This window comes from Chitinophaga niastensis (genome assembly GCF_003014755.1).
GTDB lineage: Bacteria > Bacteroidota > Bacteroidia > Chitinophagales > Chitinophagaceae > Chitinophaga > Chitinophaga niastensis.
Genome location: NZ_PYAW01000007.1, coordinates 260,062 through 272,096, shown reverse-complemented (window position 1 = coordinate 272,096; position 12,035 = coordinate 260,062). Strand labels below are relative to the sequence as shown.

The 12,035-nt window shown below is 41.9% G+C and carries 12 protein-coding genes; 5 read left to right on the top strand and 7 right to left on the bottom strand.

Going from position 1 to position 12,035, the window contains the following annotated elements; genetic code table 11:
• Positions 1-415 precede the first annotated feature (415 nt).
• Complete coding sequence (locus tag CLV51_RS25205; protein ID WP_106530870.1) at positions 416-790, top strand: VOC family protein; 375 nt, start codon at positions 416-418, stop codon at positions 788-790.
• 49 nt (positions 791-839) lie between these two features.
• Here CLV51_RS25205 and CLV51_RS25200 read toward each other — a convergent pair whose 3' ends face one another.
• The 5 genes from CLV51_RS25200 to CLV51_RS25180 all read right to left on the bottom strand — a co-directional run bounded on the left by CLV51_RS25200 (position 840) and on the right by CLV51_RS25180 (position 6,719).
• Positions 840-2,063 carry an alpha/beta hydrolase-fold protein gene (locus CLV51_RS25200; RefSeq protein ID WP_106530869.1) on the bottom strand — a complete coding sequence of 408 codons (1,224 nt, stop codon included), beginning with the start codon at positions 2,061-2,063 and terminating at the stop codon, positions 840-842.
• Positions 2,064-2,354: 291 nt separating this feature from the next.
• Entirely contained in the window at positions 2,355-2,600 is a 246-nt protein-coding gene (locus CLV51_RS25195) for a GlsB/YeaQ/YmgE family stress response membrane protein (protein WP_106530924.1), read from the bottom strand.
• Between the two features lie 40 nt (positions 2,601-2,640).
• Entirely contained in the window at positions 2,641-4,923 is a 2,283-nt protein-coding gene (locus CLV51_RS25190) for a CocE/NonD family hydrolase (RefSeq protein WP_211302118.1), read from the bottom strand.
• A 36-nt stretch (positions 4,924-4,959) separates the two neighbouring features.
• Positions 4,960-5,661, bottom strand: a complete 702-nt coding sequence (locus CLV51_RS25185; RefSeq protein ID WP_106530868.1) for a LytR/AlgR family response regulator transcription factor — start codon at positions 5,659-5,661, stop codon at positions 4,960-4,962.
• Entirely contained in the window at positions 5,658-6,719 is a 1,062-nt protein-coding gene (locus CLV51_RS25180) for a sensor histidine kinase (RefSeq protein ID WP_211302117.1), read from the bottom strand. Before CLV51_RS25180 ends, CLV51_RS25185 begins: the two co-directional genes overlap by 4 nt.
• Positions 6,720-6,891: 172 nt before the next feature.
• Here CLV51_RS25180 and CLV51_RS25175 point away from each other — a divergent pair, with 172 nt between their 5' ends.
• The 4 genes from CLV51_RS25175 (at position 6,892) to CLV51_RS25160 (ending at position 10,253) form a co-directional block, all read left to right on the top strand.
• Positions 6,892-7,119: a CDGSH iron-sulfur domain-containing protein gene (locus CLV51_RS25175; RefSeq protein ID WP_106530866.1), complete on the top strand. Its 228-nt coding sequence runs from the start codon at positions 6,892-6,894 to the stop codon at positions 7,117-7,119.
• Between the two features lie 125 nt (positions 7,120-7,244).
• Positions 7,245-8,534, top strand: a complete 1,290-nt coding sequence (locus tag CLV51_RS25170) for an erythromycin esterase family protein (protein ID WP_106530865.1) — start codon at positions 7,245-7,247, stop codon at positions 8,532-8,534.
• A gap of 59 nt (positions 8,535-8,593) precedes the next feature.
• Positions 8,594-9,466 (top strand): NAD(P)-dependent oxidoreductase, encoded by an 873-nt coding sequence (locus CLV51_RS25165; protein ID WP_106530864.1) that lies wholly within the window; start codon positions 8,594-8,596, stop codon positions 9,464-9,466.
• A 70-nt stretch (positions 9,467-9,536) separates the two neighbouring features.
• On the top strand, positions 9,537-10,253 hold the full coding sequence (locus tag CLV51_RS25160; RefSeq protein ID WP_106530863.1) for a DUF3592 domain-containing protein: 717 nt from the start codon (positions 9,537-9,539) through the stop codon (positions 10,251-10,253).
• A 31-nt stretch (positions 10,254-10,284) separates the two neighbouring features.
• Here CLV51_RS25160 and CLV51_RS25155 read toward each other — a convergent pair whose 3' ends face one another.
• Together CLV51_RS25155 and CLV51_RS25150 are read right to left on the bottom strand one after the other, a co-directional pair.
• Positions 10,285-11,055, bottom strand: a complete 771-nt coding sequence (locus CLV51_RS25155; protein ID WP_106530862.1) for an alpha/beta fold hydrolase — start codon at positions 11,053-11,055, stop codon at positions 10,285-10,287.
• A gap of 21 nt (positions 11,056-11,076) precedes the next feature.
• Positions 11,077-11,895, bottom strand: a complete 819-nt coding sequence (locus tag CLV51_RS25150) for an RNA polymerase sigma factor (protein ID WP_158267152.1) — start codon at positions 11,893-11,895, stop codon at positions 11,077-11,079.
• Positions 11,896-12,035: the final 140 nt, after the last annotated feature.

Below are 12,035 nucleotides of genomic sequence, written 5' to 3'. Positions count from 1 at the left end.
TCTTATTAATAGTCAGATGATGTATGTGCATACATTTTTTGTAGCATTGATGGTGTTTTTAATCGGAGTGCTTTGTCTTTGTTGTACACATGACATCATCTTCACCAAATTAGGCAGACAAATATCATTGGGTCTTTTTGTTTTTTGGGGAATACGTTTGGTATTTCAATTTTTTGTTTATTCGCCGGAATTATGGAAAGGAAAACTATTTGAAACGGTTGTGCATGTTAGCTTTTCCATGCTTTGGTTATATCTGACTGTGGTATTTTTGTTGGTTTACCTGGATAAATAAATGTTTTATCAGGTATGCACATGAAAAAGAGTGGTTACATACCCCTTTGCAATTGTTTTAATGGAACTAAATTTGAGCTGATAGCCATATGGATTTATTTTTCACGTAATAAACTTCAGCGCTATGTTCAAGCAAACCAAGGCATTCAGCAGCTTTTCCGTAAATGATCTGCAGCAGGCAAAAAAATTTTACCACCAAACATTAGGACTGGATGTGGTGGAGGAAGAGTACATGTTAACGTTACAGATGGCAGGAGGCGGCAGGATATTGCTCTACTCCAAACCCAATCATACACCGGCAACTTTTACCACTTTAAATTTCCCGGTGAAAAATGTGGAAGAAACGGTAGACGAGCTGACCAAACGTGGTGTGAAATTTCTACAATATGAGGGCGAGTTGAAGACAGATGAAAAAGGTATTTTCCGCGGCGGAGGACCCGTTATAGCCTGGTTTACGGACCCTGCCGGGAATATCCTGTCAGTAGTGGAAGAACAATGATTTTTTTATAACACAATGAATGCAGGTAAGTACCGGCCAATGCGGGTACCTATTTTTTCTGTGCAATTGTTTTATCCAGTTTTTCTTTGGTGGAGATTACATATTTGATGGCTAACGCTTTCTCCCAATAAGCGATAGCCTTGGCCTGGTCGTTTCTCGCTATGTAATAATCTCCCATGCTATCGTAAGTATTAAAGCTCTCCGGGAAATAATCAATATTCAGCTGAAAGAACATTTGTGCTTTATCGAAATTATTTTGTTGAAGATGCATATAGCCAAATTGATTGAAGGCTATTTCTGAAGGACGTACTGTATATCCCATTTCTCGTGATAGCTGCTGATAGTGAGCTATGATAAGCTTTTTTAGGGAATCTGGACTGCCGTTTTTGTCAAAATACAGGTAGGTCGGAAACCTGTTATTATGAAAAATAAACCGCAGCGCATCATATGCTGCAATCAATGGTATAGAGTTATGGTCATCATCTTCATAATATTTACTTTTCCATCTTAAATTATTGCCGGAATACTTTTTTAATTGCTCCGATAATTGCAGGATAGCAGTAGTATGTATGGAGCCTAATGCAGTGTCTTTTCTTATCTGCACCGTATCCAAAGCGGGATTCATGGTATGGGCGATGGCCAGGAAGAAACTTTTTCCTTTATAATTATTTTGTTGCAGCTGGTGATCAGCCTCTTTTAAGAGATGACTATTATCCCACCACAGGCTGGGGTCAATAGCAACATAGGCATTAAATATACCAGGGTGGCTGATCAGCGTATTGGCCACCAGCAGGCCGCCGAGAGAATGTCCTATAAATATCCTGTAAGGCGCTGTGGCATAATGGTTGTCGATATAAGGGATTAATTCTTTTTCCAGGAATGCTGTGAATTTTTCACCGCCACCGGAAGTCTTGTCCGATGCATTGCTAAAGGGCGTAAGATCCCTGCTGCGGTTCCTGCTTGTATTGGGAATGCCTACTATAATCATTTGCGGCAATGCTGTGTTGCCGTTAATAACGCTTAATTGAAATATCATTGTCATCAGAGAGGCAAAATGAGCATCACCATCTAACACGTACAACACAGGGTAGGCGGGCTTTGCAAAGATGCTGGTATCAACAGGAGGGGAGTACACCCATAAAGGTCTTTGCTCTTTTAAAATATCAGAGGTAACACTATCCGCTTGTCCGAAGGAAACCAGGTTCTTGGGAGATTGGGCATTTGCCAAAAAGGGAAGGCTTAGGAAGAATGCCAATAAAATATGTTTGTTCATATGGGATGGATGTTTACACCAAGGTGAAATTATTATAAGATTGCTATGGGTAAATGTGATGTAGTGGATTATAAATGTGATGGAAACCTGCTTTTATGATGTTGGTGGGGAATGCAGCTGGAGGCAGGCAAGCCGGGGGAATGGTGACGAAAGCCACACAAAAGAATCAGAGGAGCTTCACTTAAGGAGATAACAATATTTACCAGAGATTACGCTTAATTAAAGCGCTGGTAAATTATAGATCAATGCCGGAGCCATTATTCAACAGCTCCGGCATTGATAAAAAATAGCTTAACCACGTTTAACAAGCCGGACAATCCAAATCAGGATTACCGCTCCTAAAAACGCAACAATCAATTCTCCGATTTTTCCATTACCAAAATGGAGGCCCAATATACCAAAGAGCCAGCCACCCAGCCAACCACCTACAATACCTACGAGAATATCTACTATAATACCAAACCCATCACCGCGCATTACTTTGCCGGCAAGCCAACCAGCAATACCGCCGATAATCAGCGTCCATATAAGTGTCATAAAGTGTGATTTTAATGCATGTTGAATGTACCATTTTTTTTTAATAAATACCCAAATCATATTTAAAAACGGGAATCTTAATAAAACTATTGTTATACCACTTTATCTCCAGCGGCACCTGTGCATCAGCTATGGTTTCACTGCTCACATCCTTTCCTGTACCGTAATTTATCTGGTCGTGCGGGTGTTTGTTTGCATTTAATACGATCACTAATCTGCTCCCTTTACTGATTTTCCGGCTTGTAAAATAAGTATTACTAAAGGGGATGCCTGTTACAACACCGGGTTGTAATAAGTGTCTTTGGGTGATGTCTGTGGCATAACTGGCCCGCCCCAGGAAATAGGACAGGAAGAAATATTTTCCATCCGGCATCAATTCATACAGGTCTACACTATAATCCAGGTCTTTTTTATTGATCGCTATCTTTATCTCTCCTGAAAAAGATCCGTTGATTTCAAATGAGGAACGAAACGGCTTACTGATAAACGAAAGCCCGTTACCGGCATCAAATGCTGTGTCTATAAGGGATGAGGTGGCGTAATTGTTTTGGGTGGACCTGTCCGCAAAATCAACCTTTTGCGAAAAAAACAGCTGCTTTGAGGGCTTTTGCCCGGTGAGGCTATGATGTATACCGGATATGGTATCACTCAGATAAAACGTCAGGGTATCATTATTCATTTGCTGTAACGATGGGGCATGTTTCCATTCATTGCTGCCCATTACCTGGTAGTTGATCTTGTCTTTCAGTATAGCGGGTTTAGTGCCACCTCTCAATATATAATCAAACCATTGATAAATAATTGCATGAATGTTGATGTTGGCAACATCATCAATTTTATATCCTCTCAGATATGGTGTTGGCAGGCGCTGCGAGCCAAAATGATCAAAAGGACCAATTAATAAATAGTGATTAGCATGCTGATTATATTGATGATGCTGATTAAAATAATACATCGCACCAACTTGTGCTCCATCGTAATAGCCGGTGGTAGACAGGATGGGTATATTGATGTTCGCAAAATCCTGCTGATAAGCAGTCATGTTTTGCCAATATTCGTCATACGCAGGATGATCCAGCCAGCGCTGAAATATTTTATTGGGATGCCCGTCAATACTATCTAAGGAGCGATACGCAGCACCGGAAGCAAACCATTTTTGCTTTAAATCATTCCATCTGGCATTATCATCGTAAGTAACATCATCCAGAAATTTATTGTTGGTAACGTAAGGAATCCACGAATAAACAAAATTCATAAACACATTATTCATCTTGGGCACATCGTAGCCGGGTACTACCGCCGCCGATGGCACAATGGTTTTCAGGGCAGGATGCACACCATGTTTGGTAGATGCCCACTGGGTAAAGCCGCAGTAGCTCCCCTGGTACATGCCTACTTTACCGTTGCACCAGGGTTGTTTACTGATCCAGTCTATCACATCATAGGCATCGTTGCCGTCGTGCTCATAGGGTACTATTTCATCCGGACTTAACCGCTTTCCGCGGGTGTTGGCTACTACACCTACATAACCATTTGCGGCGGCTTCACGGGCATCGGAGATGTCCCTGGTCCTGGCATAGATGTTAAATACAAACACTACAGGCAAAGCATGCGTCATTGCTTTTTTTCTGACTACTACTACGGAAATAAATGCACCATCCCGCGTTTTGATCAGCACACTGCCCTGTATGATATAATGTTTCCGGTCTTCTGCCGCCAGTAGGGGCTTTGCCAGTGGTACAATGGTTTTAAATACCTGCAGGGCATTATATTTTGAGCAAAGAAAGATAGCAGCAACAAGCGGAATACTGTCTGTGGTATGTTGTTTTTCCAGTGCGCTGTTAAATTCAGTTTCCAATGTACTTATACGCTGCAGAAACCTGCTGTCGGTATCAAAGTTGTCCTTTTCAGATAAACGGTGAAAGGCGTCAAGGAAGACGGTTTTAAATGCCAGTGCAAAGGGTTCATGCATGCTTCCCGCCCTTATTTTTGCTTTACAGAATGTTTGATAAGGCATCAGTAATTTAGCTGCATAATCAGGGTTTCTCGCGCGATAAATATCCTGGCAGGCACTGATCGTTTTAATGGCAGCAGTATATTGTGCGGCCACCATTTGTGCTGTCATTAAATTAGTGAGATGAAATTCCTGGTCGCCGTCAGGAATGAGCCAGGCGCCTTCCTTTTTAAGCTGCGTGGCTACCTGTGTGGCCAAAGCCGGCATAGACACGGTTAAGGCTTCATTTTTTGGAAAAAATAATTGTTGTCCCCTTGCATCATCATTGACAACAATGCACAGCAAGGCCAGGTACAGTAGTTTTTTCATACTGAGTAGCATTTTAAAGTAAGTGGGTAAATGAATTTATATGGTATGCCAGTTTTTAAACTTCACGGATTGCCGGCTGGAAACTTCCAGGCGCATACCTTGCTGTAAACTGATTTGTAATTTGCCTCCCGGCATGGCATGTATCTGTGCAATGAAACCGGCATTAATCAGCTGTGTTCTGTTGATCCGGAAGAAGATAGTAGCATCCAGTTTTTCTTCTAATTGATTAAGCGAACTTTTTAGCAATACTTTTTTTTCATTAAAATATAAGCGGGCATAATTATCAACGGACTCAATTAAATAAATATCAGAGAGGGGAATAAAAAAGCATTGGTCCCTGTCTTTTACGAAGATCCTGCGATCTGTAGTGGCCCTATCTGTAAACTGTTTCCTGATTTTTTCTATAGCTCTGGTGAAACGCTCTTCCCGTATAGGTTTCATCAGGTAGTCCAGCGCATTGTTATCAAAAGCCTGTAGGGCATATTGATCATAAGCAGTAGTGAATATTACTTCCGGCACATCTTCCAGTGATGCCAAAAGATCAAACCCGGATTTTTCAGGCATCTGTATATCTAAAAAAATCAGATCAGGCTTTTTTGTCTCAATGAGTTCTTTCGCTTCATCTGCATTTTTTGCTTCTCCGGTTACCTCAAAATCAGGATAGGGGGCAAGTGCCCGTTTAATTTCTTCACGGGCGGAGCGTTCATCGTCGATGATAATTACCTGGATCTTTTTCATGCGACAGGAATTAAAATAGTGGTCAGTACTTTTTCTCCGGATACCTGTACAATAGACAGGGTGGCTTTGTTATTGAATTCCAATTGGAGTCTTTCGGAGAGGTTCTTAAGCCCTAACCCGTTCATAGGCGTGGTTTTGCTGAGTATTCCCGGATTCTCTACACAAATTTTCAGGAGGCCATCGGAGGATGTTACCTGTACATCAATCAGGCCACCATCTTTACATTTATCAATGCCATGTTTTATGGCATTTTCCACCAGGGTTTGAATGCTTAAAGGTGGAATGCGTGTTTGTACCAGGTGCATATCTACTGAGAAACGCACCTGCAGCCGTTCTTCCATCCGTAGTTTTTCCAGTTCAAGGTAATCCTTTACCAGGCTCAGTTCATCCTGTACTGCAATTAATTTATCTGTTTTGCCATAGAGCGCTGTGCGTAATAAATCTGATAATAAATCAATCGCCCTTCGGGCAGATACCGGATTTTCAATGACCAGCGCCTTAATATTATTCAATGAATTAAAAAAGAAATGCGGATTGAGTTGGGCAGATAAATTACTTAACTGCGCTTCCTTTGCTATTATTGCCAGTCGCGCGTTTTCTTTTGTGGTATTGATTTCGCGTTGTGCGTACTGATACATATGATAAGCCAATACCCAGATAGACATCAATCTTACACCGCCGATAAAAGTATTTGGCCCATATACCAACAGGTATTGCCAGAAGGAATCTTTAGGCCCTGGTGCCAGGTACCAATAAAAAAGATAAAACCGGATGTTGACGGTCAGCGTAAAAGCAGTGGCCAGTATCAGTATAGCAGGAATAATCTTCCATACCAGTGCTTTAGGTCCTAAGGCATTCCAGTTTTGCTGCAGCACATAATTTCTATAGATATGTGTTAACAGGATATTGATGGTTACATCCGCAATAAAGTGGAAAATGCCAATCAGTAAATTAAAATTTGGCCCGGTCAGGCCGGTGTAGCCCCAGTACAAGCTGGCAACAGACCAGCCTATCAGCTGGCATTTCCAATAAAGGGAGATAGATAAATGCTTTTTCAAGGGCTGTTGTTGGGTGATTGATGGAACAAAACAATAACATCTCTCCCAAATATAAAAACAAAAGTAGCGGGATGCAGTAATTTGGGGATGAGCGCTTTGGCCTGCGGGTGAGATATTTCTCCCGTGGGGTGGTTTAGTTTTCCTATTTTTGCAGGCTAAATTAAAAACATACATGGCTTCTACTAAAATTACGGTGAATAACAACGGCTCTCTTAAAATTGAAGGCGATTTTGAAATTGTTGACAGGAACGGTAATGCATACGACCTTGCAGGACGTGATACAGTGGCTATCTGTCGCTGCGGACTCTCCGCCAATAAACCATTTTGCGATGGATCGCACAAGGGTCATTTTGAACATGATGCAGTAGCTTTTGCATTGCCTCCGAAGAAAGTGGTTTAATAATTGTAGTCCGGATAAGAGAGTACAACATATGCAAAGTCGCATAAATCATATGATTTATGCGACTTTGCTATTTTTAGGGCGTAATAGTAAATATTATTACATTTAAGCATAAAAAATAAATAATGAGAATCCAGGTGTTTTTTTTCTTATGCTGTTCCTTTACCCAAACCCTGGCACAGGGTACACATGTTGACTCAAAGATGGCAGATAAAATTATATCCTTAACAGCAGTGAATGATACTTTCCCGCTAAAGTCACGCTTACAGCCATTTATAGATACGATAGGAGGAGCAAGTATTATTGGCCTGGGAGAAGGTACTCACGGCACAAAAGAGTTTACACGGGTTAGAGCCATACTTACTGAGATGTTGGTTGAAGAGAAGGGGTATAAACTTATTTTTCTTGAAAACCCATATGGCGACACCTATTATCTCAACAAAAGAATAAATGATCCGGCTGAAGACATCTCTCTTATAATGAAAGATAACCTGCTTTCCATATATCAGACCACTGAATTTAAGGATTTTCTCTCCTGGGTGAGGAAGCATAATTTATCAGCTGCTGTCAAGGTTAATATTGTAGGAATTGATTTTGTATTTATTCAGAAAACAACACAGATCTTCAGAAAGGAGATCAATACCCTACAGATACCCAGACTGGATCAGATAGCGGACAGTATTGAATATGAGGCCGCTTTCCAGGATTCTATGTGGCAGCATATTAACGATAGACAGTTTAAATATGATGCCATGGCCACAGTCATCAATGCTATTGATATTTATAAAAAAATCAGGCAGATAAAAGAGTATGTAGTCACTAATAACATTCATTTAAGTGAAACAGCGGAAGAATGTATTTTAAATTGCCTGCATGGCATAGATGCTTTTTATAAACCATCCTATAAACAACAGGTATTATCCAGGGATCAGTTAATGAGCGAGATGGTGTTGCATGTGGCTAACATAAACAAAACGAAGGCGCTGGTGTGGGCGCACAATGCCCATATAGCTTATGCACCAGGATTTGGAGATGATAATGGAGGCGGAATGGGCGGTTATATTAAAAAAGATCATGCTGATTATTATAACATAGGTACCATCACCGCTATGGGTACATATAGTGCCACAAAAGACAGGTTCGACAACAGGGATAACATCTTCACATCATACAAACTAAATATACCTTCAAAAAATTCCTGGGAAGCATTATTGAATAAAATGACGCCGGATGTTTTTTTATTTTATACGAATAATATTCCATCAGATGGTTTTGGAGGTCTGGAGCATAGATTAATAGGTTATACCGAAGAAAAAAAGCGTGGTTCATATACTACAAAAGACATTAAGGAATTATATGATGCAGTTATTTTTATCAGGGAAACAAGTGCGGCTGATCATCATCTTTTAAACTAATTTTTTTAAACAGTAATGTCATTTCCCCTTTTAGAGGCATCGGGAGTAATATATTATCTATGGAATCAATAGCTGTTTTAGGTCTTGGTAGAATGGGGCACGGCATTGCGTCGTGTCTCCTTGCACGTGGTTATCACGTAACAGTATGGAACCGTAGCCGTGCTAAGGCTGCTTCTCTGTTGCAAGCAGGTGCTGTATGGTCGGATAGTCCCGCAGCAGCGGCCCGTGAAGCATCGGTGGTTATTGCTATGTTAGCAGATGATGCCGCCTCAGCTGCGGTATGGCTGGGTGCAGCAGGAGCATTAGAAAATATGCAGCCCGGATCATTTGTAATAGAATGTTCTACGATATCTGCGGTGCATGTAACAAAGCTGGCTGCTACGGCAAAAGAGCACGATCTTATTTATATCGACTGCCCCGTTACCGGTTTGCCGGAAGCTGCAGCAGCAGGCAATCTTACACTTTTAGTGGGCGCTGATCCGGTTGATCTGGAACGTATACGGCCGGTGCTGACATCTATGTCTGCTGTGATCCGGCATTTTGGGCCGGTAGGTACCGGCACTGCCTATAAGCTGCTGATCAATTTAATGGGCGCCGTACAAATTGCGGCATTGGCAGAAGGATTAGCCTTGGCAGAAAGTCTTGGCCTGGACCGGGAAACGGTTATAACAGCCATAGAAAATAGTGCAGCCGCCAGTCCGCAAGTGGTAAGGTATACACGCCGTATGGCGGAACGCAATTTTGCGGAGCAACCAGCCTTTACAACATCGTTGCGGCATAAGGATGCGGCTTATGGTGTGGCACTTGCTACCAGTGCAGGAAGCCCGGCTCTGTTAGGAGAAGTGGCAACATCCTGGTTTGCAGCTGCCAGTGTAATAAAACCTGACCAGGATGAAGCAGCAGTGCTCAACGTGATGAAGCAGCCTTCGTGATTCATTAACAATGGGGAAAATTACGTAAGTTTATAATGTTATATTGTATGTTATAAAACCCCTCTGAAAGATGAATAAAAAAACATTGAAACTAGTTGCAAAAGGCTTTTTAGTGCTTGGTTTTTTGTTGCTCATCATTAGTGGATTTATGTATATCAGTGCTAAAAAATTCCGGGCAAATGCTGCACAAACCGAAGGTACTGTTATTGAAATGAAAGAGTCACAAAGCACCAGTGGCAAAGGTGCGGAACAGAAGACTTTTTCAACATATGCCCCGGTAGTAAGTTATCTGGCTGCAGACGGTTCCTCACACACTTATGTATCTTCCGTTTCCTCTTATCCACCAGATTATAAGGTAGGAGAGAAAGTGCCCGTTTATTATGATAAAACCAACCCGGATAATGTACAACTAGGAGGCGCAGATGAGTATGCAGGTCCTTTTGCCGTAGCTGCTATGGGGTTAGCATTTATTTTGTTTGTGGGTGTTTTTTTTATCATCAGTGCCAGGAAAAGCGCATCGGAGCAGTGGTTGAAGCAAAACGGAAAAGCGGTAGCTGCCGATTTTGTAAAGGTGGTAGTAAATGATTTTGAAGGAAGAGAAATAAATTATTTTATTCTTGGCAGCTGGCAGGATAATACAACTAATAAGTTACATTTCTATAATAGTGAATTAGTCCGGTTTGATCCTACTCCTTTTATCAACGATAAAAAAATAGATGTTTATATAGATCCGAAGAATCCTGAAAAATATTATATGGATATTTCCTTCTTGCCAGAGAGCAAGTAAAATATTTATACCTACCGCTTCTTCTTATTAATCAGGATATAAAAGCAAGGATACTGTTGGCTACCAGCCTGGGGGCTTCCAGCATAGATAAATGCCCTGTGCCGGGTAATACCTCCATCACGGCGTTGGGTATAAAAGGTAACAGTTCCTTTTGCAATCTTGTTACCGGATCTACTTTATCATGCTCACCGGATAGTACTAAAACAGGCACATTTATATGCTGTACTGCTTTCGAAATATCTTCCGGCATGGCTATTTCGGGCCATCCGGCCTGCGATGCAGGCGAATGTTGCAAACTATCTGCAATGGTTCTTTCCAGGATGTGCGGTGGCAGCGGAGTTGCTGTGAGCGCATTATCCAGCGCCAGTTGAATGTTTTCACGGTTGTCGTAAGCATGTAATAAAAATGCTTTTTCTGCCGCGGGTAATATGGTAGGCACTGGAGGAGAGGGGGCTACGAGTATTAGCTTTTCCAACCCCGGCAATTGCCTGGATGCCAGCAACTGCGCTACTTTTCCGCCCATAGAATGCCCTGCCAGGATAAATCGTTGTAGCTGTAACTGTTGAATGAGTGCGACAGCATCATTAGCCAGGCTCTCAATACTATAGCCCGTTTCAGGTTTATCCGACTGCCCCCAGCCGCGAAGATCATAGCTGATACAATGATACGCATCCTGCAATATATCGATCACCTCCGTCCATGTACGGGACGATCCGCCGTAATAATGCAGAAAAAGTATGGACACGGAACCGTTGCCGGCTGACTGCACCTGCAGCTCAATGCCGTTAATGTTATATTTCATAGAAAATTTAATTAAGAAGGATTACATTTTTTCTTTTATAAGGATGGCCCTGATAGTATCCAGTGTTGCTGCCGGTGTATTATATCGCGGGATAGTTGTAAACAGCTGTTTGGTTTTATCTACAATACGATCCAGCTTTTGCAGCAGCTGTAAACTTTCACCATCATGAGCGTAACGTAACTGTTGTGTATTTACCATGCCCGATTGTACGGCGCGGTTAATGGCTTTATTGCAGGAACAGGCAGCGGCCGTATTTACCAGGCCGCAATACTGACCGGCAAAAGCTGTGATCTTTTTCCTGGCCCGGGCAAGCTGCTGCCGGAAATTTTCACTGCTGATATTCATAATAACAGCACCCTGTATACTGTTGATACCAATGATTTCTCCCAGGATGTAAACCAGCCTGCCGCCATTATCCAGGCATTGCAGCATGCCGAGGCTACACCCGATCTTCACTTCCTCTGCCATTATCTTCCTCTCCAGATCTGATGCTACAACCGGTTCTGATAAGTTTTCATTGAGCAGAGCACCCAGTGCATCAAAGGAAAGCGTGGCTGCAGCCCTTTTATCCTGCTTTATTTTGTGGTTAAGCAGGTGGTTGGAGGCAACCCTGTAGTACCAGGTTTTAAAGGAACTATGGCCCTGAAAACTGCTGATACTGCCAAGAATACGAATGAGTATATCCTGCGTGCAATCTTTAGCTTCATCCGGATTCCATAACATCCGGAGCGAAAGATTGTAAATATCCGGCTGAATGGCTGTCATCAGGCTGTTGAGGGCTTTTTTATCGCCCCCGGCAGCTTGTGATACCAGTAATGTTATGTCAACTTTTTCTTCCAACGTTATAATAATTGAATGAATATGCTCCAGGTAGTAAATGTATTGATTTGATGCTAACCTGCCTGTTTATTATTTAGACAAGCAGCTGTGACGAGTGTGACAATATTCAGTATTATTTTTTTCTCCGGCTCCGTCATTTT